General features: G+C 63.8%; 23 protein-coding genes. 10 read left to right on the top strand and 13 right to left on the bottom strand.

Annotated elements, in window-relative coordinates; all coding sequences use genetic code 11:
• Window positions 1-47 precede the first annotated feature (47 nt).
• Genes gyrB through IP79_RS09120 form a run of 4 tightly spaced genes read left to right on the top strand, consistent with a single transcriptional unit; the run spans window position 48 to window position 5,088 of the window.
• Window positions 48-2,567 carry a DNA topoisomerase (ATP-hydrolyzing) subunit B gene (gyrB, locus tag IP79_RS09135; protein ID WP_054119044.1) on the top strand — a complete coding sequence of 840 codons (2,520 nt, stop codon included), beginning with the start codon at window positions 48-50 and terminating at the stop codon, window positions 2,565-2,567.
• 18 nt (window positions 2,568-2,585) lie between these two features.
• Window positions 2,586-3,728, top strand: a complete 1,143-nt coding sequence (locus IP79_RS09130) for an AI-2E family transporter (protein ID WP_054118890.1) — start codon at window positions 2,586-2,588, stop codon at window positions 3,726-3,728.
• 5 nt (window positions 3,729-3,733) lie between these two features.
• The gene (locus IP79_RS09125; protein ID WP_054118889.1) at window positions 3,734-4,516 is read left to right on the top strand and encodes a M50 family metallopeptidase; all 783 of its coding nucleotides are present in this window, start codon (window positions 3,734-3,736) and stop codon (window positions 4,514-4,516) included.
• Between the two features lie 47 nt (window positions 4,517-4,563).
• The gene (locus IP79_RS09120; protein WP_054118888.1) at window positions 4,564-5,088 is read left to right on the top strand and encodes a nuclear transport factor 2 family protein; all 525 of its coding nucleotides are present in this window, start codon (window positions 4,564-4,566) and stop codon (window positions 5,086-5,088) included.
• Between the two features lie 4 nt (window positions 5,089-5,092).
• On the opposite strand, the gene IP79_RS09115 is transcribed toward IP79_RS09120, so the two are convergent.
• The 8 genes from IP79_RS09115 to IP79_RS09080 all read right to left on the bottom strand — a co-directional run bounded on the left by IP79_RS09115 (window position 5,093) and on the right by IP79_RS09080 (window position 11,461).
• On the bottom strand, window positions 5,093-5,734 hold the full coding sequence (locus IP79_RS09115; protein WP_054118887.1) for a hypothetical protein: 642 nt from the start codon (window positions 5,732-5,734) through the stop codon (window positions 5,093-5,095).
• Between the two features lie 126 nt (window positions 5,735-5,860).
• Window positions 5,861-6,658 carry a DUF1295 domain-containing protein gene (locus IP79_RS09110; RefSeq protein ID WP_054118886.1) on the bottom strand — a complete coding sequence of 266 codons (798 nt, stop codon included), beginning with the start codon at window positions 6,656-6,658 and terminating at the stop codon, window positions 5,861-5,863.
• Complete coding sequence (locus tag IP79_RS09105) at window positions 6,651-7,265, bottom strand: 1-acyl-sn-glycerol-3-phosphate acyltransferase (protein ID WP_054118885.1); 615 nt, start codon at window positions 7,263-7,265, stop codon at window positions 6,651-6,653. Before IP79_RS09105 ends, IP79_RS09110 begins: the two co-directional genes overlap by 8 nt.
• 107 nt (window positions 7,266-7,372) lie before the next feature.
• Window positions 7,373-9,022, bottom strand: coding sequence for a carboxyl transferase domain-containing protein (locus IP79_RS09100; RefSeq protein WP_054118884.1), 1,650 nt, complete (start codon window positions 9,020-9,022; stop codon window positions 7,373-7,375).
• The gene (locus IP79_RS09095; protein ID WP_054118883.1) at window positions 9,019-9,303 is read right to left on the bottom strand and encodes a hypothetical protein; all 285 of its coding nucleotides are present in this window, start codon (window positions 9,301-9,303) and stop codon (window positions 9,019-9,021) included. Before IP79_RS09095 ends, IP79_RS09100 begins: the two co-directional genes overlap by 4 nt.
• A 34-nt stretch (window positions 9,304-9,337) precedes the next feature.
• The gene (locus IP79_RS09090; protein WP_054118882.1) at window positions 9,338-9,643 is read right to left on the bottom strand and encodes an alkylphosphonate utilization protein; all 306 of its coding nucleotides are present in this window, start codon (window positions 9,641-9,643) and stop codon (window positions 9,338-9,340) included.
• A gap of 37 nt (window positions 9,644-9,680) precedes the next feature.
• Entirely contained in the window at window positions 9,681-10,298 is a 618-nt protein-coding gene (locus IP79_RS09085; protein WP_054118881.1) for a hypothetical protein, read from the bottom strand.
• Window positions 10,295-11,461 carry an isovaleryl-CoA dehydrogenase gene (locus tag IP79_RS09080; protein WP_054118880.1) on the bottom strand — a complete coding sequence of 389 codons (1,167 nt, stop codon included), beginning with the start codon at window positions 11,459-11,461 and terminating at the stop codon, window positions 10,295-10,297. The genes IP79_RS09085 and IP79_RS09080 overlap by 4 nt, the downstream gene beginning before the upstream one ends.
• A 125-nt stretch (window positions 11,462-11,586) precedes the next feature.
• Here IP79_RS09080 and IP79_RS09075 point away from each other — a divergent pair, with 125 nt between their 5' ends.
• Together IP79_RS09075 and IP79_RS09070 are read left to right on the top strand one after the other, a co-directional pair.
• On the top strand, window positions 11,587-12,369 hold the full coding sequence (locus IP79_RS09075) for an ATP-binding cassette domain-containing protein (protein ID WP_054118879.1): 783 nt from the start codon (window positions 11,587-11,589) through the stop codon (window positions 12,367-12,369).
• Window positions 12,369-13,907 (top strand): ABC transporter permease/substrate-binding protein, encoded by a 1,539-nt coding sequence (locus tag IP79_RS09070; protein ID WP_054118878.1) that lies wholly within the window; start codon window positions 12,369-12,371, stop codon window positions 13,905-13,907. The genes IP79_RS09075 and IP79_RS09070 overlap by 1 nt, the downstream gene beginning before the upstream one ends.
• 113 nt (window positions 13,908-14,020) lie before the next feature.
• Here the strand turns inward: IP79_RS09070 and IP79_RS09065 are convergent, their stop codons facing one another.
• The 3 genes from IP79_RS09065 to lgt are packed head-to-tail and all read right to left on the bottom strand — an operon-like array spanning window position 14,021 to window position 17,504.
• The gene (locus IP79_RS09065; RefSeq protein WP_233994144.1) at window positions 14,021-14,401 is read right to left on the bottom strand and encodes a DUF2147 domain-containing protein; all 381 of its coding nucleotides are present in this window, start codon (window positions 14,399-14,401) and stop codon (window positions 14,021-14,023) included.
• Window positions 14,402-14,439: 38 nt separating this feature from the next.
• A complete protein-coding gene (locus IP79_RS15890; RefSeq protein WP_324608183.1) occupies window positions 14,440-16,704 on the bottom strand; it encodes a class I SAM-dependent methyltransferase in 2,265 nt (754 codons plus the stop codon).
• A complete protein-coding gene (gene lgt / locus IP79_RS09055) occupies window positions 16,608-17,504 on the bottom strand; it encodes a prolipoprotein diacylglyceryl transferase (RefSeq protein WP_054118876.1) in 897 nt (298 codons plus the stop codon). The genes IP79_RS15890 and lgt overlap by 97 nt, the downstream gene beginning before the upstream one ends.
• Before the next feature lie 200 nt (window positions 17,505-17,704).
• Here lgt and IP79_RS09050 point away from each other — a divergent pair, with 200 nt between their 5' ends.
• The 3 genes from IP79_RS09050 (at window position 17,705) to IP79_RS09040 (ending at window position 24,637) form a co-directional block, all read left to right on the top strand.
• Window positions 17,705-19,420 carry a class I adenylate-forming enzyme family protein gene (locus tag IP79_RS09050; protein ID WP_054118875.1) on the top strand — a complete coding sequence of 572 codons (1,716 nt, stop codon included), beginning with the start codon at window positions 17,705-17,707 and terminating at the stop codon, window positions 19,418-19,420.
• Between the two features lie 20 nt (window positions 19,421-19,440).
• Window positions 19,441-22,200: a [protein-PII] uridylyltransferase gene (locus tag IP79_RS09045; protein ID WP_054118874.1), complete on the top strand. Its 2,760-nt coding sequence runs from the start codon at window positions 19,441-19,443 to the stop codon at window positions 22,198-22,200.
• 103 nt (window positions 22,201-22,303) lie between these two features.
• Window positions 22,304-24,637, top strand: a complete 2,334-nt coding sequence (locus IP79_RS09040) for a TonB-dependent receptor (RefSeq protein WP_054118873.1) — start codon at window positions 22,304-22,306, stop codon at window positions 24,635-24,637.
• Window positions 24,638-24,693: 56 nt separating this feature from the next.
• Here IP79_RS09040 and IP79_RS09035 read toward each other — a convergent pair whose 3' ends face one another.
• Both IP79_RS09035 and IP79_RS09030 read right to left on the bottom strand, forming a co-directional pair.
• Complete coding sequence (locus IP79_RS09035; RefSeq protein ID WP_054118872.1) at window positions 24,694-25,164, bottom strand: hypothetical protein; 471 nt, start codon at window positions 25,162-25,164, stop codon at window positions 24,694-24,696.
• A complete protein-coding gene (locus IP79_RS09030; RefSeq protein ID WP_054118871.1) occupies window positions 25,161-25,823 on the bottom strand; it encodes a YggS family pyridoxal phosphate-dependent enzyme in 663 nt (220 codons plus the stop codon). Before IP79_RS09030 ends, IP79_RS09035 begins: the two co-directional genes overlap by 4 nt.
• Between IP79_RS09030 and IP79_RS09025 the strand changes: the two genes are divergently transcribed.
• Entirely contained in the window at window positions 25,822-26,379 is a 558-nt protein-coding gene (locus IP79_RS09025; protein ID WP_054118870.1) for a thiamine phosphate synthase, read from the top strand. The genes IP79_RS09030 and IP79_RS09025 overlap by 2 nt on opposite strands.
• The last annotated feature ends 110 nt before the right edge of the window (window positions 26,380-26,489 follow it).

The raw sequence follows: 26,489 nt of genomic DNA, 5'->3' as shown, positions 1-26,489 counted from the left end.
CAACGCCCGATCAGACCCCCGACGCGCTGCCCGAAAAAGTCCGCCAGATGGGCGAATATGGCGCGGATTCGATCAAGGTTCTCAAGGGCCTCGACGCCGTGCGCAAGCGGCCCGGCATGTATATCGGCGATACCGACGATGGATCGGGCCTGCACCACATGGTGTTCGAAGTCAGCGACAACGCGATCGACGAAGCGCTGGCGGGGCATTGCGATCTCGTTCTGATCGAATTGAACCCTGATGGTTCGGTGTCGGTCGAAGATAACGGCCGCGGGATTCCCACCGGCATGCACACCGAGGAAGGCGTATCCGCCGCCGAAGTGATCATGACCCAGCTGCACGCGGGCGGGAAGTTCGAAAACACCTCTGACGACAACGCCTACAAGGTTTCCGGCGGCCTTCACGGCGTGGGCGTGTCGGTGGTCAATGCCCTGTCCGAATGGCTGGAGCTGGTAATCTGGCGCGAAGGCAAGGCGCACTGGATGCGGTTCGAGCACGGCGATGCGGTGAACCCGCTGGTCGTGACCGGCGATGCACCTGCCGTGGCGAGCAACGGCGATGACAATGGCCTGAAAAAGGGCACCCGCGTCACCTTCAAGGCCAGCCACGATACTTTCAAGAACGTCACCGAATATGACTTCGAGAAGCTCGAACACCGTTACCGCGAGCTCGCGTTTCTCAATTCGGGCGTGCGGATCAAGCTGCGCGATCTGCGGCACGAGGAAGTGCTGGAACACGATCTCTACTACGAAGGCGGTATTGCCGCTTTCGTGAAGTATCTCGACCGCAACAAGCAGCCGCTGATCCCCGAACCGATTTCCGTATCGGCCGAAAAGGACGGGATCGGGATCGATGTCGCGCTGGAATGGAACGATTCCTATTACGAAAACGTGCTCGCCTTCACCAACAACATCCCGCAGCGCGATGGCGGCACGCACCTCGCCGCCTTCCGCGCCGCGCTGACCCGCACGCTTAACAATTATGCCGAGCGTTCGGGCATGTTGAAGAAGGAAAAGGTCAGCCTGTCGGGCGAGGACATGCGCGAAGGCCTGACCGCGATTGTCAGCGTCAAGCTGCCCGATCCCAAGTTCTCCAGCCAGACCAAGGACAAGCTGGTCAGCTCCGAAGTGCGCTCTCCGCTGGAGTCGCTGATGAGCGACAAGATGAGCGAATGGCTTGAGGAAAACCCCGCCGATGCCAAGTCGATCATCCAGAAGGTGATCGATGCCGCCGCCGCCCGCGAAGCCGCGCGCCGCGCGCGCGAAATGAGCCGCAAGGGCGCGATGAGCATCGCCAGCCTGCCCGGCAAGCTGGCCGATTGTCAGGAACGCGATCCGGCCAAGTCCGAACTGTTTCTGGTCGAAGGGGACTCCGCCGGTGGCTCTGCCAAGCAGGGGCGTGACCGCAAGACGCAGGCGATCCTGCCGCTGAAGGGCAAGATCCTGAATGTGGAACGCGCCCGGTTTGACCGGATCATCTCGTCCAAGGAAGTCGGCACCCTCATTCAGGCGATGGGCACCGGGATCCGCGATGAATTCAACCTTGAGAAACTGCGCTACCACAAGATCGTCATCATGACCGACGCTGACGTGGATGGCGCGCACATCCGCACGCTGCTGCTGACCTTCTTCCATCGCCAGATGCCCGACATCATTCGCGCCGGCCACCTGTTCATCGCCCAGCCGCCTTTGTTCAAGGTCGCCAAGGGACGCAGCGAGGTTTACCTGAAAGATCAACCCGCGCTGGACCGCTATCTGGTCGATGCGGGACTTCAGGGCCGGGTGCTGGAAACGGCCGAAGGCGCGCGCGGCGGGCCGGATTTGCGCGCGCTGGTGGAAGCGGCGCTGCGTCTTAAGAACCTGCTCGCCTTCGTGCCGCGCCGCTATGACAGCGGAATTGTGGAGCAGATGGCTCTGGTCGGCGCGCTCGAACCGGGGCTTGCGGGCGAGGCGCTGACGGCCGCGCTGAACCGCGCTGCCGGGCGGCTGGGCGCAGGCGACCGCGAAGCCCGCTGGAGCGCCTATCAGCGCGACGACGGCGCGGTGGTGTTCGAACGCCTGTGGCGCGGCGTGAAAGACGTGCACGAGATCGAGGCGCGGTTCCTGTCCAGCACCGAAGCGCACAAGCTGCACGGGCTGGCCGCAGCGCAGGCCGATACCTTCACCACGCCGGTGCGGCTGGTGCGCGCCAATGATGCCGCTGCCGAGGAGCCTGAGGCCGAGCCGGTCAATGACGACATCCTTGCAGGCGAGGCCGAACAGGCCGCCGCCCCTCCGCCCCTGCCGCAGGATGACGGGATCAGCCGCCCGACCCAGCTGCTCGACGCGATCTTCGCTGCCGGGCGCAAGGGTCTGTCCATCGCCCGTTACAAGGGCCTTGGCGAAATGAACGCGGAACAATTGTGGGAGACCACGCTTGATCCCGAAAACCGCGCGCTGTTGCAGGTGAAGGTCGAGGATGCCGATGTGACCGACGAAATCTTCACCCGCCTGATGGGCGATATCGTCGAACCGCGCCGCGAATTCATTCAGGACAATGCCCTCAACGTGGCGAACCTCGACGTCTAGCCACTCCGAAAGACCCGCATGGACCACCAGCCCCATCGCACTGACGAATTGCAGCATGCCAGCTTTCTCCTGATCCTCGCCGTCGTCAGTGTCATGATGGCGGTGATCGTGCTGCCCTTTGCCCAACCGCTGCTGTGGGCTGCGCTGGCGGCAATCATGTTCCAGCCGCTGTATCGCTGGATGCTGCGTGGTACGCGCGGGCGCAGGAATCAGGCGGCGATTGCCTCGCTGCTGGTGATCTTCTTCTTGGTGATGGTGCCCGCACTGTGGATCGCGACCATGGTGGTCGAAGAAGCGATCTTCCTCGTCACAGCGCTTCAGGCGCAGCCCGTCGATCTTGCAGCGCTGTTCGATCGCGGCATCGGGATGTTGCCCGAAGCAGCGCGCGAAGCGGCAGACCGCAATGGCTGGGCCGATGTGCAGGATATCCAGACCAGGCTTCAGGAGCTTCTGACCGAAAGCGCCGGCTTTATCGCCGGTCAGGCAGTATCGATCGGCGGCGGTGCGCTCAGCTTCGTGCTGTCATTCGGTGTGGCGCTGTATGTCATGTTCTTCCTGCTGCGCGATGGCGAACGGATCGGGCGCCACGTTCTGCGTGCCGTTCCGGTCGAACGTTCGATTGCCGATCGTCTTGCAGAACGGTTTCTCGGGATCGTGCGGGCCACGATCAAGGGAACCGGGGTGGTCGCGGTGGTGCAAGGCGCACTCGGCACGCTAATGCTGACCATCGTCGGCGTGCCATCGGCGTTGCTGCTGGGCGTCGTGATGGGTATTTTTTCGCTTGTTCCCGTGATCGGCACTGTGGTGGTGTGGGGGCCGGTCGGTGTCTGGCTGCTGCTGTCGGGCGACGTGTGGCAGGGCCTGTTCGTGCTGGCGACCGGTGCCATCGTCATCTCGTCTGCCGACAATGTCCTGCGGCCGATTCTGGTGGGGCGCGACACCGGCATTCCCGACTGGATCATCCTGGTCACCACACTGGGCGGGATCAGTTTTGTCGGTTTTTCGGGGGTTGTGCTGGGGCCGCTGGTGGCCGGGCTGTTTCTTGCCAGCTGGTCGATCCTGCGCGAACAGCGCGAACATGATGATCTGGCTTTTGACGACAGTAATGGCATCAATGTCGACGCGCATGGTCGCTCTTCCGATCATCCCAAGGCAAGCTGACGCCCGTGCAATCGTTAACAACTCCCGGCTCGCAGGGCGAAGCTATCGGCCGGCTGGTGCTGGCAGGGTTGGTGGTGGTCATGCTGCCCGCGCTGCCGTTCGGCGCCTATCTGATCTATCCCTTCGCGATCCTGACGACGTGGTTCCACGAAATGGGCCACGGCTTGACCGCGCTGGCGCTGGGGCAGCATTTCGAACAATTGATGATCTTTCCCAACGGATCGGGCGTGGCACAGAGCGTGGTCGATGCCGATGCCTCGCGCTTTACGCTTGGCGCGATTGCGGCGGGCGGCCCCCTGGCACCAAGCGCGGCAGGCGCCTTGCTGATCCTTGCCAGCGCGCATCCGAAACTGTGGCGGCCGGTGCTGTGGCTGTCTGCTGCGGCGATTCTGGCGAGCGTTTTCATCTGGGTGCGATCGCCCACGGGGTACTGGACGCTGCCACTGGTGGCCGCCATCCTCGGTCTGATCGCATGGCGGGCCAAGCCCGGCTTTGCCCGCTTCAGCCTGCAATTTCTCGGCGTGCTCGGCGCGATGAGCATGCTGCGTGACTGGAACTATCTGTTCACCGAGGAAGCCGTGATCAACGGTCGGGCGATCCTGTCGGACACCGGGCAGATCGCCGCCGTGGTGGGTCTGCCGCACTGGCTGTGGGCCGGGGTGATCGTGCTGCTATCCGCTGTGATGACCGGAGCGGCGCTGAAATATGCGCTCGCCGAAAAACGCCTGCGCCCGCCGCCGCCGTCACGCCCGGCCAATGTCTTGCAGTTCAAGCGCACCCGGCATTGATGCAAGTGCCAGTCCCGCCGCCCGCCGGCGCGCGTTAGACTGGCCCCATGGAACTGACCGAGATCGCTGACCGGCTGGCGATTGCCGAAACTCTCGCGCTCTATTGCCGCGGCATCGACCGCTGCGATGCCAAACAGCTCGCCGCCGCTTTCACGCCCGATGCCCGGATTGACTACGGCGATGGAGCGAAACCCGTTGCCGCCATCATCCCCGGCCTGATTGCGGGCCTTGGCGCGATGCGGCTGACGCAGCATAATATCAGCAACACCGTGATGCGCATCAGTGGGAACTCCGCCAAGGCCGAGACAAACTGCGTGGCGCTGCACCTGATCCCCGCACCCGAGGGCGAGCCGGAACTGCCTGAAAGCGAGCTCGTCGTCGGCGGGCGTTATCTCGACACGCTGACAAAACACGCAGGCCGCTGGCTGATTGCCGAGCGATTATATGTGATGGACTGGAACCGCACTGCGCCTGCAACGATGCAACTGGCGGGCGGATTGTTCGATGGCTTGCAGCGGCGCGGCGCACGCGGGGCGGAAGATCCGGCTGCCGCGTGGTGGGAGCGGGATTAACCGCTCAGGACGATGCGACCTTCAGCGTGTTCACGCCCGAAGCATCGGCCCCTGCCTCGCCCGACAGGCCGATGAACATCGTGTCCACGATCCGCGCCAGCTTTGCCTCGGACAGTTTGTCGCCCAGATAGATCAGCGCATCGGGCAGCGTGTAATTGGAGATCATCTGGTTGATCAGCGACAGCGCCTCGTCAATCTCCAGCCCGGCGAAGAAGCCTTCGGCCTGCGCTTCGGCAATCAGTTCGCACAGGTAGTGATCGGCCAGATCGACGTAGGAACGCACCCGTTCGAAATTGGCGGCGCCCATTTCGCACAGGATGCTGAAAAAGTGCGGATCGGCTCGGAACCGTTCCTGCGAAATCACGAAGCGGCGGCGGAAGAATTCGTACATCTTGCGCTGCGGCGGCAGGTTGGTGGCGAGCACTTCCTCCATCACCGCCAGTTGCGGCGCAAGCCAGGTCTGCGCGACCGCATCGAACATGTCGTCATAATCGGCGAACAGCGCTTCGAACCGCGCGCGTGTCAGCCCGCTTTCGGCCATCGCCACCGTCCACGGGATTTCCGATCCGCGTTCCTTGACCAGATCGAGCACATGCTGCGCGATCCGCTCACGTTCCTGCTCGCGCAAGGTCGGGTTGAGAGCCATGGGTACGCGCGCCTCCTTGATTGCACGCAACATAGGCCAAGCGGGCGCGGGCTTAAAGGGTGCGCCCGCGCTTTTTGTGCGGCGCAGCAGCGCGGTTGGTCGAATAGTCGCCACGACGAGGGTGGTTCAGTTCTTGGGCGGCAGCGGGAAAAACGCCGAGGTGCGACGCTTGTAATCGGCGTATTTGTCGCCCTTCGACTTGTCCATGCCCTTCTCCAGCAGCGTCACGCCCGACCATCGGGTGAGCGTGAAGCTGAGGAACAAAGGCCCGATCACGGTCGCGGCAGCATAGCCCCAGCCCGCCGCCGCGCAGGCCAGCCAGATGCCCCACCACGCGGCAAAATCGCCGAAATAGTTGGGATGGCGGGTGTAACGCCACAGTCCGGTGTCCAATACCTTGCCGTGATTGGCCGGATCGGCCTTGAACCGGGTCAGCTGCCAATCCCCCACCCATTCGAAAAACACGCCGATGCTCCAAAGCGCAAAACCGGCCCATGCCAGCGGCGGGATGGGGGATGGTTCGGGGCTGGCAAGGATGCCGACCTGCGCGGGGCTGGACACCATGAACAGCAGCACCGCCTGCATCAGCCATACGCGGGTGAGCGCGGCGCGGGCGAAATTGCCTTTCTCGCGATCCTTTTTCAGGATCATCTTGTAACGCTTGTCCTCGCCTTCCTTGCGCCAGCGCAGGAACAGGTAACCACCCAGCCGGAAGCCCCAGGCCGCGGTCATCACCATGATCAGCGTGCCCAATGCGCCCGCGCCGCCGGGCACGTGCAGCCAGCTTGCCACCGCCAGAATGCCCATCCCTGCCCCCCAGAAGGCATCGATGAAGCTGACATCATTGATCTTCACGCTGATCGCCCACTGGATCAGCACCAGCACGATCAGGATCGCGGCATTCAGGGCAAGCAGTTCAAACATCGTTCTTCCCGGCAATAATATCCCGCGCCTGTTGTTCCAGCACCTTGAAGCGTTCGTAATCGGGCAGCTTCGATCGGAACCATTCGGCGATTTTCAGCAGATCCTCGCCGTAATTGCCGGTTGGCAGCAGCGGCGGGCCGAAGCTGATGATCTTGGCAGCATTATCGGCAAAGGCGGGGACGATCGGCACGTTGGCGGCGCGGGCGATGTGGTAGAAGCCGGAACGCCACTTGCCGTCGCTTTTGCGCGAGCCTTCGCAGGCGATCACCAGCGCCAGTTCATCGCGCGCGGCAAATTCGGCGGCGACCTGTTCGGTGGCGTTGAGGCGGCTGCGGCGATCGACCGGGATGCCGCCCATATCGAGCATGAAGTTCTTCATCATCCCCGTAAACAGCGTGTGCTTGCCCATGAAATTGGGCTTCACGCCCTCTTCATGGGTCGCGCCGGTGAAGAACACGAAATCCCAGTTGGTGGTATGCGGCGCACCCGCGATCACGAACTTCCTGAGATGCTTTGGCAGCGGGGAATCGATCTTCCACCCGCGCACATACCAGATCGCAAGGATGATCCGGCGCACGATGCGCGAAAGCAACGTGGGCTTGCGCATCAGCGCAGGGTTCAGTGGTGTGTGCAAGCGGTGCGCCCCTCCCAAAGGCCGGATGCTTGTGGCCTAACTTGGGTTAGATACGCAAGGGGGCGGGCGGGGGTTTCAGATTACATCCGGAACACGCCAAACGCCGGTCGTTCCGCAATCGGAGCCTCCAGACACGCCGCCAGCGCAAGCCCCAGCACATCGCGGGTCTGCACCGGATCGACCACGCCGTCGTCCCACAGGCGGGCGGTGGCGTAGTAGGGGTTGCCTTCGTCTTCGTATTTCTGGCGGATCGGGGCCTTGAAGGCCTCGGTCGCGGCCTCGTCCCAGCTATCGGCATCGCGGTGGACGGTGGCGAGCACGGATGCCGCCTGCTCTCCGCCCATCACGCTAATGCGCGCATTGGGCCAGGTGAACATGAAGCGCGGGGAATAGGCCCGCCCGCACATGCCGTAATTGCCCGCGCCAAAGCTGCCGCCGATCACCACGGTGACTTTCGGCACGGTCGCGGTCGCCACGGCGGTGACCAGCTTTGCGCCATGCTTGGCGATGCCTTCCGCCTCGTATTTCCCGCCGACCATGAAGCCGCTGATATTCTGCAAGAACAGCAGCGGGATGCGGCGCTGGCAGGCGAGTTCGATGAAATGCGCACCCTTCTGAGCGCTTTCGCTGAACAGCACGCCGTTATTGGCGAGGATCGCCACAGGCATCCCCCAGATGTGGGCGAACCCGCAGACCAGCGTGGAGCCGTAATGCGCCTTGAACTCGTGAAACTCGCTGCCGTCCACCAGCCGCGCGATCACTTCCTTCACATCATAGGGCGCACGCACATCATCGGGGATCAGGGCGTAGAGGTCTTCAGCATCGAATTTCGGGGGCATCGGCTCCTTCAACCCGTTCGTGTCGAGCGTCGTCGAGACACTGCCCAGCCCCCGGTTCTCGACTGCGCTCGAACCGAACGGGGAATTGAGGTGCGAGACAATATCGCGCACGATGGTGAGCGCGTGCTCGTCGTTCTCGGCGAGGTGATCGACCACGCCCGATTTCTTGGCGTGCAGATCGCCGCCGCCCAGATCCTCGGCGGTGATTTCCTCGCCCGTCGCGGCCTTCACCAGCGGCGGGCCAGCGAGGAAGATCGTGCCCTGATTGCGCACGATCACGCTCTCGTCCGACATGGCGGGCACATAAGCGCCGCCCGCGGTGCAGCTGCCCATCACGCAGGCGATCTGCGGAATGCCGAGCGCGGACATGTTGGCCTGATTGAAGAAAATCCGCCCGAAGTGGTCGCGATCGGGGAAGACTTCCGCCTGATGCGGCAGGTTCGCCCCGCCGGAGTCCACCAGATAGATGCACGGCAGGCGGTTCTCCTGCGCAATCTCCTGCGCGCGCAGGTGTTTCTTTACCGTCATCGGGTAATAGGTGCCGCCCTTCACGGTCGCATCGTTGCACACGATCATGCACTGGCGACCGGACACGCGCCCCACGCCGCAGATGATCGATGCGCCGTTGACGTCGCCTTCGTACATGCCGTTCGCGGCCAGCTGCCCGATTTCCAGAAAGGGCGAACCCGGATCAAGCAGCCGCTCCACCCGCTCGCGGGGCAGCAGCTTCCCGCGCGACACGTGGCGCTCGCGCGACTTTTCCGTGCCGCCCAACGCCGCCTCGGCCACGCGTGCGCGCAGATCGGCGGCGAGCGATTGGTTATACGCAAACCGCGCCTTGGCCTCGGGGCTTTCGCGGTCGAGTTTGGTGGTGAGAACGGGTGCGGTCATGCTGTCTGGTCTTTGTCTTTGTCATCGGACGTCTTGTCCGACAGGAGGTAGCGATAAACCCCGACGATGTTGATCGCCAGAAGCCCGATGTTCTGCCAGCCGATCCCTTCGGAATCGGTCTGGAAAAATCCCCATGCGATCAGCGCGATCGAGGATGTAACGAAAATCACGAACCCCCAGCCGGTGGGCCGGGTGCCCAGATTGAGCGACACGATCAGCGCGGCAATCAGCCCCGCGCCTGCGCCATAATACTGCAAAACAGTCAGCAAGGTGTCGCTCATCGTGGCGCTTTCCTACAGAGATTTCGCCCGACGATCACCGCTTGCGCACAAACTCGGCCCGCAGCACCAGGCCCTTGATGCCGGGATATTTGCAGTCGATCTCCTGCGCATCGCCGGTCAGCCGGATCGATTTGATCAGCGTGCCTTGCTTCAGCGTTTGCCCTGCGCCCTTGACCTCGAGATCCTTGATCAGCGTCACCGCATCGCCATCGGCAAGGATGTTGCCGACCGCATCGCGCACTTCCACGACGTCGTCCGCCGCCTGCTTGGCCGCGAGTTCCAATGCAGCCATCCACTCGCCGCTCGCCTCGTCATAGACGTAGTCTTCTTCGGTGCTCATTGGGGACTCCTGCGTTGCGGGGTGACGATGGGGCCGGTCATTGCGCGGGACGCTCTCTGTAAAATCCATCGAAAGCGCCCTTGGCATTGCTTGGGTCGCGCAAATTTGAAATCATGCATGCGGTTGCCCAAACAGACTGGTTGGAGCCATTGAAATTCCAGTCTGCTACGGGCACCCGCCATTCACCTACTGTTGTTGGCAGCTTGGCCAATTCGGCGACCAGTTCTGACTCGATCTGCGTCGGCAAGTCGGCGAAGATTTCGGGTGCCCTACGCTCTACTCTCTCAACCAACCGGCCGAACCGATGGCCTGATGGATGAATGCTGACCTGCTCTTGGAAGGCCCTGCCCTCAGGCACCATAATCCGCGCTTCGGCGACAATCAGGATACGGTAACTGCTGCTGACAGCATCTGCCTTTCGGTCAATGAAATCTGCGATCACGCGGCAGGCAGGCATCACACCCGCACGCCGTATTTGTTGCCGCACATCCTGATTGTCGAAGGCGATGCCTCGAAGCCTCTGTTCGAACCCATATGTTTCGGCGACGGTGACCCAGATTGCCTCGTCAGTCCAAGCGTCAGCAGTGTCTTGCCCGTTTGCTGCCGCCGCAGCGAAGAGCGCGACAACTCCGCAAAGGAACGTGCCAAACCTCACCCCGCCGCCCCGATCAATTCGCGCCCGATCAGCATCCGCCTTATCTCGTTCGTGCCTGCGCCGATGTCGAGCAGCTTGGCATCGCGCATGTAGCGCTCCACCGGCCAATCGGTAGTATAGCCCGCGCCGCCCAGCGCCTGCACGCTTTCCGCCGCGACCTTGAAGGCGTTTTCCGACGCGAGCAGAATCACGCCCGCCGCATCGAAGCGCGTCGTCTGCCCGGCGTCACAGGCCTTCGCCACGGCATAGGTATAGGCGCGGGCCGATTGCAGGGCGACATACATGTCGGCGACCTTGGCCTGCATCAGCTGGAACGAGCCAATCGGCTTTCCGAACTGCTTCCTCTCGCGCAGGTAGGGGATCACCGTGTCCAGACACGCCTGCATGATCCCGAGCTGCAATCCGGCCAGCACCACGCGTTCATAATCCAGCCCGCTCATCAGCACGCCGACCCCGCCGTTCAGCGGCCCCATGATGCGGTCTTCGGGAATGAAGCAATCGTTGAACACCAGTTCTGCGGTGGGCGAGCCCTTCATGCCGACCTTGCTGATCTTCTGGCCGATGGCGAAACCGTCATCGCCCTTCTCGATCAGGAAGGCGGTGATGCCGCGCGATCCGGCGTGGCCATCGGTCTTGGCATAGACCACCAGCGTATCGGCCTCCGGCGCGTTGGTGATCCAGAACTTGGTGCCGTTGAGGACGTATCCGCCCTGAACTTCCTCGGCCTTCAGCTTCATCGAAACCACGTCCGACCCCGCGCCGACCTCGGACATCGCAAGCGAGCCAACATGTTCGCCACTGATCAGCTTAGGGAGATACTTCGCCTTCTGCTCGTCATTCCCCCAGCGGCGGATCTGGTTGAGACAGAGGTTGGAATGCGCGCCGTACGAGAGGCCAACCGAGGCGCTCGCCCGCGACACTTCCTCGACCGCGATCACATGCTCCAGATAGCCGAGGCCCAGGCCGCCCCATTCTTCCTCGACCGTGATGCCATGCAGGCCGAGCGCGCCCATCGGCTCCCACAATTCACGCGGGAAGCGGTCTTCGCGGTCGGTGCGTTCGGCCAAGGGCGCAATCTGTTCGTCGGCGAAGCGCGCGGTGGTGTCACGGATCATCTCGGCCGCTTCGCCAAGGTGGAAATCGAAATCGGGGGTGGCGCGCATTTTATGTCCTGCGGGTGTAATGATTGTTCTGGCCAAGCGCATAGCAAGCCAGCCGGAAAAGGCCAATCATTGGGTCGATCCGAGGCGCTGGCGCGCAGCGCCCAACCTCGCTAATCAACCTGCCGATGACGATGCCTTCACCCCTGCTCCGGTTCGACGGGGTGATCTGCCGCTTTGGCGAGATCACCGCAGTTGGCGGAGTGTCATGCGACATTACGGCGGGCAGCTTCGTGGCGCTGGTGGGCGCTTCGGGATCGGGCAAATCGACGCTGCTGAAAACGGTCAACACGCTGGTGGAGCCGACGACAGGCCGGGTGCTGTTCGCCGGAGAGGATGTGGCAAGCCTCAAGCCAGCCCGTCTGCGCCGCCGGGTCGGCTACGTATTTCAGGGGATCGGCCTGTTCCCGCATATGAGCGTCGCCGAAAACATCGCTATCGGCCCACGTCTGACCGGCGAGAAACTCGGTGCCGAACGGATCGCGCAGCTTCTCGAACTGGTCGAGCTTGATCCTGCGATGGCGACCCGGATGCCCGATGAGCTGTCCGGCGGGCAACGCCAGCGCGTCGGCGTGGCGCGGGCGCTGGCGGGCGAGCCGGAACTGCTGATCATGGACGAACCCTTCGGTGCGCTCGATCCGCTGACCCGCGATGCGCTCGGCAACAAGGTGCGCGAACTGCACGAGCGGCTAGGCCTGACCACGGTGATGGTGACGCATGACATGGCCGAAGCGCTGTTGCTGGCCGACCGGGTGCTGGTGATGGATGCCGGGCGCATCGTTGCCGATGAAAGCCCGTGCGCATTGCTTGGCGGGGCGGGCGGCGATGTGGCGCAGGGTCTTGTTGCCGTGCCGCGCCAGCAGGCCGAACGCCTCGCCGCGTTAGAGGGCCTTGGGGAAAGCCGCAGCTGATGGGCGATATCTGGGACATCCTGCCCGGCCTTGGCGACAAGCTGGCCGCCCACGTGGTGTTATCGGCCAGCGCCATCGGTCTCGCCATGCTGATCGCCCTGCCGATGGCGGTGTGGGCCAGCCGTTCCCCCACGGTGTCGCGGGTGGCGCTGGGGCTGGCGAGCCTCGTCCAGACCATCCCCGCGCTTGCGCTGCTGGCGCTGTTCTTCCCGCTGCTTTTAAGCCTTCGTGCAGTGTTCGGTGAAGGCCTGCCGACGCTGGGTTTCCTGCCCGCGCTGATGGCGCTGACGCTGTATGCGCTGCTGCCGATCCTGCGCAATGCGGTGACGGCGCAGGCCAATCTCGACCCCGAAATCCTTGAAGCCGCAGACGGCGTCGGCATGACAAAGTGGCAGAAGCTGACTCTGGTGGAAGCGCCGCTGTCGGCCCCCTTCATCATGGCCGGAATCCGCACCGCGAGCGTCTGGACCATCGGCGCGGCAACACTCGCCACCACCATCGGCCAGACGAGTCTGGGGGATCCGATCTTTGCCGGATTACAGACCCAGAACTGGGCGCTGGTGCTGGCGGGGTGCTTTGCCAGCGCAGGCCTGGCGCTGGCGGCGGACAATCTGCTGTGGGTGATCGAAGTGGGCCTCGCCAAGCGATCGCGCTGGATGACCCTGGGCGGGATCGCGGTGGTGATGCTGGGCATCCTTGCCGCTCTGTGGGCGCAAGGCGCGGGGACCGGTGAACGGCGCATCATCATCGCCTCCAAATCCTTCTCCGAACAATACATCCTCGCCCAATTGATCGGGTCGCGGCTGGAGGCTGCTGGCTATTCGGTCGAATATCGGGACGGGCTGGGCAGTGCGGTGGTGCATTCTGCGGTGGCTTCATCCGCCATCGACATCTCGGTCGATTACACCGGCACGATCTGGACGAATTACCTCAACCGTAAAGACAATCCCGGCCGCGAGGCGATGTATGAAACGATCCGCGACTGGGAAATGCGCGAGAATGGCGTCAGGGTGCTGGGGCGGCTTGGGTTCGAAAATGCCTATGCCTTTGCCATGCGCGGCGACCGGGCGGGGGAACTCGGCATTGTCTCCCTCACCGATCTGGGCGGTGTCGCCCCGCAACTGACCGTCGGCGGCGATCCCGAATTCTTCGAGCGGCCCGAATGGGTCGCTGTGCGCGATGCCTATGGCCTGCGCTTTGCCCGCAACCGCAATTTCGCGCCGACCTTCATGTATAATGCCCTGCAATCGGGCGAGGCCGACGTGATCAGCGCCTACACCTCGGACGGGCGGATCGCGGCGGACAAGCTGGTGGTGCTCGAAGACCCCGAAGGCGCCCTGCCGAGCTATGATGCGATGCTGATGCTCTCCCCCCGGATCGCGGGGGATGCTGGGGTCATCGCCGCGCTCGAACCGCTGATCGGCGCAATCAGCGTGGAGGCGATGCGCGAAGCGAACCTTGCGGTTGATCGCGAGGATGCGGAAAAGCTGACGCCCAAGGCCGCAGCGGCGGAGTTGGCGAAGACCATCGGAATATAGAGTATCGCGCTGGAACGGTCGCGCAGCGACCGCAAGCGCGACCGCGCGCCCGCAGCGACGCCGCCTTCAGGCGGCGTGAGCGAGGACATCGCGTGCCAGAGGGCGCGCGCAAATCAAGACACCCGCTTCCACTCCTGCGTCTGGCAGAACGGGCCGACACAACCCTTTACCTCAAGCACATTCGGCCCCTTGCGGCGGATGATCGAACGGTAGGTCTTGCCGCTTTTGGGATCATAGATCCGCCCGCGCCACAGGTTGCCATCGGCAGTGAAGCCCGACAGGATCGGCATGCCCAAAAGCTTGCGGCTGCGCAGCTTGGCATCGGGATTGTTGACATCGCGCTGTCCCACGCCTTCCGGCGGCGGCACCAGAAAGCGATCGATCGTGCCGCATAGCGCTTTACCGCAGGGCGCGATCAGGATCACGCCGTCTTTCTCCGCCGTCACCCAGCGCCCTGCAACCGCATCGGCGGCCAGAGCGGGGGTGGTTGCCATCAGCAAGGCGCCGAACGCCAGCAATCGCAGCCGCGCCATCAATCAAACCCCGCCCCGAACGGCCAGCGCCGCCCGCACATGCCCAGCACCTTGAACAGCATCCCCATCTCGCTTTCCTTCACCAGCCGGTCGCGCTGACGCTGGAACTTTTCCCTCTCGTATGGCGCGCGGCGGCGGAGCATCTCCATGCGCGTGTCGATCCCCATCTGGATCAGCCATTCGCCCTGATATTGCAGCCCCATCACATCGGCGCCGTGACGTTCAGCCACCAGTTTCAGCAGCTCGAAATCGACATGCGCGGTCAGGTCGGCCTCGCCGGGGTGCGCGAAGACATCGACCATCTGGTGAGACTTCAGCGCCTGCAAAGTCGATCCCGAACGCAGCTCTTCGTGGCCGTAATCGATGATCAGCGCCGCGCCGCCCTGTTCCTTCAGCCGCCGCGCAATTTCGGCCATCAGCGCGACCGATGCCGGGCTGGTCTCGATCAGGGTGCCCTGCGAAGCCGTGACCCAGCTGGGCGGGACAAGGTGATCCATCCGCTCCTTGCCCGTGACAAAGGCGAACTGATCGTCCTCCAGCCCCACCATCCGCGCATACCACCCGTCAGTCGAACGGATCAGGTGCTGCACCGGCAGGGCATCGAAGAACTCGTTGGCGACGATCAGCAGCGGCGCATCATCGGGCAGGGTCGAGATATCGTGGTGGTGGATGCAATCGGGGAAAGCCTCACGCTGGATCTTGCGCAGGGTGGCCGATGTTTCGACGAAGTGCACCTTGGGCGTCATGCCCTGCTGCGCCGCCGCGCTCAGCGCATCCCTGGCCAGCGTGCCGCGCCCCGGCCCAAGCTCGACATAGTGGATATGCTTGCGGCGGGTCATCCGCGACCAGAGATCGGCAAACCACACCCCGATCAATTCGCCGAACACCTGCGTGATTTCCGGCGCGGTGATGAAATCGCCCTGTTCGCCCAGAGGATCGCGGCTGGCATAATAGCGCGCGTTGCTCTCCCCCATAAATTGCGCGACGCTGATCGGGCCGGTTTCGCGGATCAGGCGTTTGAGCACCGCTGGCACATCGACGGCGGCGCGGGCCAGCACTTCGGCTTCGAGCCGCGCCTGCTCGGCAGCGGCGGCGGCTTCTGCCTCGGCGGCGGCCTCGGCTTCCTTGCGGGACTTCTCTTCGGCGGCGAGGCGCTTGGCTTCCTTGGCGGCTTCCTTTGCAGCTTTCTCGGCTGCCGCTTCGGCTGCGATGCGGGCCTCTTCTTCGGCCTTTGCCTTTGCCTTGGCCTTGGCCTCGGCTGCGGCTTTTGCCTTGGCTGCGGCCGCGAGGCGCGCCTGTTCTTCCGCTTCGGCCTTGGCTTTGGCTTTGGCCTCGGCGCGAGCTTTCGCTTCGGCTTCCTTGCGCGCCTTGGCCTCGGCTTCGACCTTGGCCTTTGCTTCGGCTTCTGCCCTGGCCAGTTCCTCGGCTTCGGCGCGCGCCTTTGCCTCTGCCTCCGCCTTGGCGCGAGCTTTGGCTGCGGCTTCTGCCTGTTTGCGCGCTTCTTCTTCCTTGCGCGCCTGCTGAGCAGCGGCGGCCTTGGCGGCGGCTTCGGCAGCGCGGCGCGCCTTGGCTTCCGCTTCGGCCCTCGCCTTGGCTTCTGCGGCGAGACGGGCCTGTTCTTCGGCCTCGGCCTTGGCGCGGGCGCGTTCCTCGGCTTCGCGGCGGGTCTTTTCGAGCGCTTCGGCGCGGGCCTTGGCCTCAGCTTCGGCGCGGGCGCGGGCTTCTTCCTGCTTCCTTGCCCGCGCTTGGGCAGCGGCAGCTTCGCGGGCCTCGCGTTCGGCTGTGGCGCGGGCTTCGGCTTCAGCCTTTTCGCGGGCGCGGGTTTCCTTCAGAGCGCGGGCGCGTTCCTCGGCCTCGGCCTTGGCGCGGGCGAGCGCTTCGGCCTTGGCCTGAGCCTCAGCAGCGACCCGCGCCCGTGCCTCGGCTCTGGCGCGCTCCCGGGCCTGCGCCTGAGCTTCGGCTTCAGCGGCGGCGGCTTCGGCGGCGATGCGGGCTTGTTCTGCCGCCTCGGCAGCGGCCAGATCGCGGGCAGCCTGTTTGGCAGCGCGTGCCGCAGCCTCGGCCTTCAGCCGCGCCTCGTCTTCAGCGCGAGCAGTCGCCGCGGCGGGATTTTCTTCTTCGGGATCGATCAGCCGGAGCTTGCTGCGCCACACGCCGGGCGCATCGTCTAGGCCGGCGCGGTCGTCCCCGACGCCAGCGGCGGCTTCCGCAGCGCGAAGAGCACGACAATCAACCCAGTCAGGATCAGCGGTAAAGTCAGCCATTGCCCCATCGATAGCCCTGTCCGGGCCGCAAAGTCAGCCAATTGTGCATCGGGCTGGCGAAAAAATTCGTTCACGAAGCGCGAAATGCCCATGCCCAGCGTAAACACCCCCGCCAGCAGGCCGGGGCGATAGCGCGCGCGGGTTTTCCAGAACAGCAGCAGCAGGATCACCAGCAGCGCCAGCCCTTCAAGACCAGCCTGATACAGCTGGCTGGGGTGACGGGCCAGATCATCGGCCCCCGGAAACACCATGGCCCATGGCATATCGCTCGCCCGGCCCCACAATTCGCCGTTGACGAAATTCGCCAGCCGCCCGAGCAGCATCCCCATCGGCACGCCGACGCAGACATAATCGACCACGCGGATGAAGTTCAGCTTGTCGCGCCATGCGACGTAGAACATCGCCGCCGTCACCCCCAGCAATCCGCCGTGGAAGCTCATCCCGCCATCCCACAGGCGCAGCAATCGCCATGAAACAAAGCCATCGCCTGAAAAATCGGTGAAGGCTGATGGAATGCCCGTCGCCCCGCCGGTGTAGAACGCGGCATAGCCCAGCCGTCCGCCCAGAATGACGCCCAGCGTGCAGTAGAAGAACAGATCATCGGCGTGGCGCTGCGCCATCGGCGCGCCGGGCTGCTTGAGCATCTTCGAGGTATGCCAATAGGCAAAGATCACCCCGATCAGATAGGCAAGCGAGTAATAGCGCAGGGTAAAGAACCCCAGATCGATCCCCGGCCTGAGGCCCAGATCGGTCCAGTAGATCGGATCGGCAGCAAGGCTTGCGGCAAGTAGTGACAGCACGGAGCGAACCCCTTAATGACAATGAGATGCCGTATCGGCGGGCCTGAGGTGGCCTTTGTTTCGCTGGCGCTTCTGGCACAGCGGGCGAGGCAGGGGAAGGGGCACGGGATCGCCGGACAGGCCTGGGACACGAAGCACGGATACTGCGCCTGCGCGCACAGCCGGACTTCACGAGAACAACGAGAGAGGAAAATTACCGGATGCCCACCCAGCTGGACAATTCGCTCGAAGCGATCATCGCCGGCCTGACCGCCGAAGGTCAGCCGTTTGCCACGGTGCCATTCGTGCGCGACGGCATCACCATGCCCGCCTTTGCCGCCGCCCCGCCGACGCTGGCGCATTATTTCGCGCATTTTTGCAATCAGAACAAGGATTTGCCCTTTCTGGTCGATGGCGATATCCGCCTGACCTTTGGCGAAACCTACGCGGCTGCCACCTGCGTTGCGGAAAGTCTGGTGCACGATCACGGCATCGCCAAGGGCGACCGTGTGGCGCTGGCCGCGCGCAATTCGGCCAACTGGATGATCGCCTACATGGGTATCCTGATGGCGGGGGGCTGCGCCACGCTGCTCAACGGGTTTTCTTCGGGCGATGAACTGGCCTACGGGATCGATCTGGCCGAGGCTTCGCTGCTGCTGGCCGATGAAGGCCGCGCCGCCCGCCTGGAAGGCCACGCACACCCGGCCAAGGTGGTACTGTTCACCCACGGCAATGCGCCCGCAGAAGGCCTCGCCGCTGTGTGGCGCGCGCCCGAAGGCACGCCTGCGGCGATCGCGCTGCTGGGCGAACTGGGGCCGGATGATATCGCCACTATCCTCTATACCTCCGGTTCGACCGGCAAATCCAAGGGCGCATGGTCGGATCACCGCGGCGTGGTGCACGGCGTGATGAACTATGTCGCCCAGTCCGCGATGGCCAAGGTGCATGTCGAAAGCCAGGAAGGCCCGATGACCGCGCAGCCCTGCGCGCTGGTGGCCGTGCCGCTGTTCCATGTCACCGGCGAAGTGCCGCTGTTCCTGCAAAGCTTCGCCATTGCGCGCAAGCTGGTGCTGATGCCCAAGTGGGACGCAGGTCTGGCGATCCGGCTGATGGCCGAGGAACAGGTCAGCTATTTCGTCGGCGTGCCGCTGATGAGCTATGAAATCGCCAACCATCCTGACCGTGACAAGTATGACCTTTCAGCCTGCAAGAGCTTTGCCGCAGGCGGCGCGCCGCGCCCGGTGGAACACGTCACCCGCATCAAGGAAGCCTTCCCCGGCGGATTCCCGTTGCTGGGCTATGGCCTGACAGAAACCAATGCGGTGGGCTGCGGCAATTTCAACGAAAACTACCTCGCCAAGCCGGGTTCGACCGGGCGGCCGAGCCTTCCGATGGTCGATCTGCGCATTCTGGATGATCAGGGATATGAACTGCCCCAGGGTCAGGTGGGCGAGGTGTGCATCCGTTCTGTCGCCAATTTCCGCGGTTACTGGAAGAATGACGAGGCAACCGAGGCCGCCTTCACCGAAACCGGATTCTTCCGCACCGGCGATCTCGGTTATCTCGATGAAGATGGTTACCTGTTCATCGTCGATCGCAAGAAGGACATCATCATCCGCGGCGGGGAGAATATCTCCTGCATCGAGGTGGAAGACGCGATCTACGCGCATGACGCCATCGGCGAATGTTCGGTGTTCGGCCTGCCCGACGAACGTTTCGGGGAAGTGCCTGCAGCGGTCTATGCGATGAAGGAAGGCCACGCCGCGATCACGCCGGCGCAGTTGCGCACCTTCCTGCTGGAACGCATCGCCCCGTTCAAGGTGCCGCTGGAACACCAGATCTGGCTGACCGAGGAAGCCCTGCCGCGGCTTGGCACTCAGAAAATCGACAAGCGATCGGTCAAGACCCGTTACGCCAGCGCAGCCGTGACCGCGTGACCATAACGTGAGCCGCCATCATGAGCCCTAGGCGCGTTCCCGGCCAGCGGGCGATTATCGACCGTCGCACGCTGGCGGACGAGATCGCCGCGCTGCACGGCGCGGGCGGCGAGGCTGCGCGCGGCGATATCGTCAAGGCGTTGCGCACTGCGCTGGATCAGGGGCGCGCCGAACTGGCCCGGCGGCTGGCCGAAACGCCTTCGGCCGGGCATGATGTCACCGCGGGCTTCAGCTTCCTGATGGACCAGCTGTTGCGGGTGATCCACGATCACGTCACCACGCATATCTACCCTGTGCCCAATCGCACGCAGGCCGAACGGCTCGCGATCCTAGCAGTCGGCGGATATGGCCGCGCCGAGATGGCGCCGCATTCGGATATCGACATCGCCTTCATCACCCCGATGCGCCGCGCCCCGTGGTGCGAACAGGTGATCGAGGCGATGCTCTATCTATTGTGGGATCTGGGCCTGAAAGTCGGCCATTCCAGCCGCACCGTCAGCGATACGATGCGGATGGCGAAGGAAGACCTGACCATCCGCACCGCGCTGCTCGAAGGGCGGCTGGTGTGGGGCGAACAGACGCTTTACGAAGAGCTGCGCGGCCGGTTCTGGAACGAGGTTGTCAAAGGCAGCGAACGGCTGTTTCTGACTCAGAAGCTGGCCGAACGCGATGCGCGGCACAAGCGGATGGGCGATAGCCGCTATGTCGTCGAACCCAACGTCAAGGAAGGCAAGGGGGGCCTGCGCGATCTGCAAACGCTCTACTGGATCGGCAAGTATGTCCACCGCGTCGACAGCGCATCGCAGCTGGTCGATGTCGGGCTGCTGACAGGGGCGGAATATCGCAGTTTCCGCCGTGCCGAAGGGTTCCTGCTGGCAGCACGGTGCCACATGCATCTGATCACCGATCGCGCCGAAGACCGCCTGACCTTCGATCTGCAGCGCACCGTGGCCGAACGCATGAACTTTGCCGACCGCCCCGGCAAAAGCGCGGTCGAACGCTTCATGCAGTATTACTTCCTGCAGGTGAAACGCGTCGGCAGCCTGACCGGCGTCTTCCTGTCGCACCTTGACGAGGAAATGGCCCGCAAACGCCCGCGCACCGGGTTCTTCGCGGGCTGGAAACAACGGCCCCGGATGTTCAAGGGCTATAGCGTCGAAGGCGGGCGACTGCGGGCGCCGGGCGATGACTGGTTCCGGGCCGATCCCGTCCGCCTGGTCGAAGTGTTCCAGCTGGCCGAGGCCGAAGGGCTGGAAGTCCACCCCGAAACCATGCGCCAAGCCGGGCGCGATGCGAAGCTGATCGACGGCAAGGTGCGCCGCGACAAGCGCGCCAATGCCTTGTTCCTTGATCTGCTGGCAGGCCGCAAGGATCCCGAAACCGCGCTGCGATGGATGAACGAGGCGGGCGTGTTTGGCCGTTTCGTGCCCGATTTCGGCCGGGTCAACGCGCAGATGCAGTTCGACATGTATCACCACTATACCGTGGATGAACACACGATCCGCGCTATTGGTCTGCTCAGCCAGATCGAGCGCGGGCTGCTGGTGGCCGATCACCCGCGTGCAACCCGCGAATTTCCCAAGCTTGCCTCGCGCCGGGCGCTGTATGTCGCGGTGCTGCTGCATGATATCGCCAAGGGGCGTGGCGGCGATCATTCGGTGCTGGGGGCGGATGTGGCACACAAGCTGTGCCCGCGCTTCGGCCTCGACGAAAAGGAAACCGGTCTGGTCGCCTGGCTGGTGCTGCAACACCTGCTGATGAGCCGCACCGCGCAGAAACGCGACCTGACCGATCCCAAGACAATCGAGGATTTCGTGGGCGAGGTGCAAAGCCTTGAACGCCTGCGCAATCTCGCCATCCTTACCGCAGTGGATATCCGCGCGGTCGGGCCAGGCACGTGGAACAGCTGGAAGGGGCAGCTGCTGGGCGAGCTCTACGATGCCGCGCAGGAACGCCTGCGGCTGGGCCACAAGGGCAATGGCCGCAAGGCGCGGGTCACTGCGAAGAAAGACGCGGCGGCGCGGCTGCTGGGCGATGCCGATCATCTGGTCGACAGCATCGGTGCGCTGCTGGGCGATGCCTACTGGATCGCCGAGCCCGAGGACATCATCGCCAGCAACCTTGTGCAATATGACGCCGCGATCGCCAGCAAGGATCAGCTTTCGATCCATTGCGAGGTTGACGAAGCCCGCGGCGCAACCCGGATCAGCGTGATCGCGGCTGACCACCCCGGCCTGTTCTACCGCATGGCAGGCGGCATTCACGTGGCCGGAGCCAACATCATCGATGCCCGCATCCACACCGCCAAAAGCGGCTATGCCTTCGACAATTTCCTGGTGCAGGATCAGAACGGCCAGCCGTTCCGCGAGCGCGCGCAGATGGCGCGGATCGAAAAGGGCATCCGCGACGCGCTGCTCGCCCGGATCGAACTGGTGCCCAAACTGGCCGCGCGCCCACTTTCCCATTCGCGTGCCCGCGCCTTCGATGTCGCGCCCCGCGTCGGGTTCGATAACGACGCGTCGAACAACTTCACCGTGATCGAAGTGACCGCGCGCGACCGTCCGGCGCTGCTCAACCGGCTGGCCCATGCGCTTTATAAAGCCAACCTGATCGTCCATTCGGCGCACATCACCGCCTATGGCGAGGCAGCGGCGGATACTTTCTACGTGACCGATCTGACATCGGCCAAGATCAAGGCGCCCGAACGGCTCGCCGAAATCGAAGCGGCGCTGCTCGAAGCGGCAAGCGATCACCGCCAGCAGCAGCTCGAAAAGGCATAATTGCAACACCCTGACACCCTCTCGCCGGCGGGCGGGCGGGATAGGTTGCAATCTTGTGACTTACCGCTAATCCGGCGATCCTCAACTCAGGGAGAGTTATAACATGACGACCGCTACCTCGCTGCGGAGCCCCCTAAGGCTCGGCAAGCTGGCGCTGCTCGCCTCGGCCGCAGCCCTTACCCCTTTCGCTGCCTCGGCGCAGGATGCTGAAGAGCCCGTCTCTGAAGACCGCACCAGCACGCTGGACAGCATCAACGAAATCCTCGTCACCGGCACCAAGACCAAGGATGCCGAAAACGTGCAGGACGTGCCGATCGCAGTCACCGCGTTCAACGCGGGCACGCTGGAAGCCTTCAAGATCCGCGACATTTCCGGCCTGTCGTTCCAGGCGCCGACTGTCAGCCTCGATCAGGTCGGCACCAGCCGCGGCACCGCCAACTTCACCGTGCGCGGGCTTGGCATCAACTCGTCGATCCCCTCGATCGACCCCACCGTCGGCGTGTTCGTTGACGGCGTGTATCTCGGCATCAACGGCGGCGTGGTGTTCGATCTGTTCGACCTCGATTCTGTCGAAATCCTGCGCGGCCCGCAGGGCGTATTGTTCGGTCGCAACGTGACCGGCGGCGCAGTGGTGATCAACACCGGCAACCCGACCGAAGATTTCCGCGGCAAGTTCCGCGCGTCGGTTGATGGCCCGGCAGTCGATGGCGGCCGCGGCGGCGCAAACTACACCGTCAGCGGCGTGGTTTCCGGCCCGATCGTGGAAGACGTGCTGCTGTTCAAGGTTGGTGCCTATTACAACAAGGATGAAGGTTACTTCACCAACCTGTTCGACAATTCGAACCATGGCGCGGCGGAAACCAAGATTTTCCGCGGCGCGCTTGAAGCCCGCCTGGGCGGCCTGACCCTGCTGGGCAAGCTCGATTACTTCGAAAGCGACGGCGATGGCCCGTCCGGCCAGAACCGCGCGTTCTTCGATCGCAATACGTTCGATTTTGCGATCGACGAGCCGGGCTTCTACGCCAACGAAATCTGGACCGGATCGCTCACCGCGACGATGGACATCGGCCCCGGCACGCTGACCAACGTGTTCGGCTACCGCGATTATGAAGCCGCCACCCGCGGCGATATCGACGCCACCCCGCTGTTCCTGTTTCACTCGAACACCCTGACCACGCAAGAGCAGTTCTCGAACGAACTGCGCTATGCGATCTCCACCGATCGGCTTGACCTGACCGTTGGTGGCTTCTGGTTCGAACAGGATCTGGCCTACACCGAAAACCGCGAGCTGCGCCGCGACCTTCCGGTCAACCTGCGTCCGCCCGCGTTCTTCGGCGGCGGTTCGCAGAACCACGAAGTGATCGGCGTGTTTGCCAACGCGCAGTATGAACTGGTCGACAATCTTTCGATCATCGCCGGTCTCCGCTGGAACCAGGAAACCAAGGATGCAGGCGTAACCTACATCGTTGCCCGTCCGGAATGTTCGGTGCAGGCCGGCACCTGCCCGACCGGTACCGCGCCCTTCAACCCGGCGACCGAAACCAACGGCTTCACCGACCGGGTGCGGTTCCGCAACCTGTCACCCAAGGTTGGTCTGCAGTACGAATTCGCCAACAGCCAGGTCTATGGTCACTGGAGCCGCGGATTCCGTTCAGGCGGATACAACTTCCGCATCACCAACATCCCCGTCTTCAACCGCGCCTTCCTGGCGACCAACTCGCTCGCCTTTGACGAAGAGAAGGTCGACAATTACGAAATCGGCGGCAAGTTCCAGACCGATGACCGTTCGTTCACGCTGAACGTGGCGGGTTACATCACCAAGGTCGACAACATGCAGCGCGAAGTGAACCTGGCCGATCCGGGTGCGGGCGTGGTGCAGAACATCCTCAACACCGCCAACGCCACGATCACCGGCTTCGAAGCCGAAGCCCGCATGCGGGTATCGGATTCGCTGGCCTTCACCGCCAATATCGGGATCATCGACGCCAAGTATGATGACGTGTTGTTCGATATTTCGGGTGACGGCGTCATCAACGATACCGATCTGGATCTGAGCCTGCCGCGCGTTCCCCCGATCACGGTGGGCCTTGGCGCGATCCACGAACTGGATCTCGGCAACAGCTCGATCCTGACCCGGATCAACTACCAGTACCGTGACGAGGCAGCCTATACCGATGACAACCTCGGCTGGCTGAACGAACTGAGCAACCTTGAAGCCAACATCACCTGGGAAACCCCGGTCGAAGGCCTCTCGCTGTCGCTCTATGGTCGCAACCTGCTCGATCAGGTGCAGGAAGGCGGCGATACGCAGGTTCCCTTCGCCGGTCCGAACTCTACCGGCGTGCGTCGTCCCTTCGCCGACAACCCGACCGCCGGCACCTTCTCGCCGCTGATGCGCGGCCGGAACATCGGTATCGAAGCGCTTTTCGAGTTCTGATTTAGCTCAAATGCAAACGAATTGGGGCGCTCCGGCAACGGGGCGCCCTTTTTCATTCAGTTCTCTGCGGTGGCCAGCAGCAGCGCTATGGCGCTGCTATCGAACGCGACGAAGGCCCATTCGATGGTTGCCGCAGTGATCGGATTCCAGCCAAAATACATCCGGTTGGTCACTACTTGCAGGGAGCCGGGATCGAAGCAGGCGATGAAGTCTTGGGCCAGCACCAGTGCGCCTGCATCGCCCAGCCACGCTTCTTGCGGGAATACCATGTCATGGCTGAAAGCATCGACCAGCGCTGCGCGGGCCGACCGGGGGGCGCCTGCATCGCCCTCGGCATCGAGCAGTTCCCAGTTTCCGCCAATGGGCTGATAACCCAGACCCGTCACGAAGCTATCGACGCAGGCGGTGTGTAGGCCGGGCGGCCCATCCAGCGGCTGCGCAGCGAAAGTCACCGTGGCCCGGCCCGCGTTCAGCCGCTCGCTCCAGCCTTCGAAAAACGCATCGAGCCGGGCAAGCGACGCGCTCACCCACGCGCCCCGAACAGCGCGGTGCCGACGCGCACGTGGGTTGCGCCCAGCATCACCGCGGTTTCGTAATCGCCGCTCATCCCCATGCTGAGGCCTTCCAGCCCGTGATCTGCCGCCAATTTGGCGAGCAGCGCGAAGAACGGGGCAGCCTCGGTATCGGCAGGCGGAATGCACATCAGCCCCGCCAGCGGCACATCGGCGGCACGGGCCGCCGCGAGGAATGCAGGCAGTTCGCTGATCGGGCAGCCACCCTTCTGCGCTTCGTCCCCGATATTGACCTGCACGAAACACGGCACCCGCTTGCCCGCCTTGTCCATCGCCTTGGCAAGCGCCGTCAGCAGGCTCGGCCGGTCGAGCGAGTGGATCACGTCGAACAGCGCCACGGCCTCTTCCGCCTTGTTCGATTGCAGCTGGCCGATCAGGTGCAGTTCGATATCCGGGTGGGCCTCGCGCAGCGCGGGCCATTTGCCCTGCGCTTCCTGCACGCGGTTTTCGCCGAACACGCGCTGGCCGGCATCGATCAGCGGCTGGATCGCGGGCGCGTCATGCGTCTTGCTGACCGCAATCAACGTCACATCATCGGGCTCACGCCGCGCAGGCTTGCACACGCGGGCAATGTTGTTGCGGATGGCGGCGAGGCGACTGGCTGCATTTTCCATGGCCGCGCTCTATAGCGGCTGCGTGCCGGACGCAAAGACCCTCCCCTGCCTGTGGCTCATCAGCGATGCGCGCAATGACGCCGTGCTGGCGCGCGCACTCGCCGCCTTGCCGTGCGGCAGCGGCTTCGTTTTCCGGCATTACCACCTTGAAGGGGATGCCCGCCGCCAGCGGTTTGACACGCTGGCTGCTGCGGCACGTGCGCGGGGGCATTGCGTCATCCTGTCCGGTCCGGCTGACTTGGCGCAGGCCTGGGGCGCGGACGGGGTCTATGGCCCGCCGCACAAATTGGGCACCTTGCCCGGCCTGTTGCGGCTGGCCACCGCGCATGATGCGCGAGAGATCGAACTGGCCAACCGCGTCGCAGCGGATGGCGTGTTCCTGTCTCCGGTGTTCCCGACGCGAAGCCATCCGGGCGGTGCGAGCCTTGGCCCCGCGCGCTTTCAGGAACTCGCCGCACTGGCGCAAATGCCGGTCATCGCGCTTGGCGGCATGACGGCAGAACGCGCGCAGGCGCTTGATTGGCCGCGCTGGGCGGCGATTGACGGGCTTTCTTGATAGCCGCAGCCCGTTCGGGCTGCGAAATCCTCGCTCACGCGACCTGAAGGTCGCATCTCTGCGGGCGGCCGGTCGGCCTTGCGGCCCTTTGGGCCGAGTCGCAGCACACG

The sequence above is a fragment of the Porphyrobacter sp. AAP60 genome (genome assembly GCF_001296025.1).
Taxonomy (GTDB): domain Bacteria; phylum Pseudomonadota; class Alphaproteobacteria; order Sphingomonadales; family Sphingomonadaceae; genus Erythrobacter.
The sequence above is the reverse complement of the archived record's forward strand: the minus strand, read 5'-3'. Positions and strand labels throughout refer to the sequence as shown.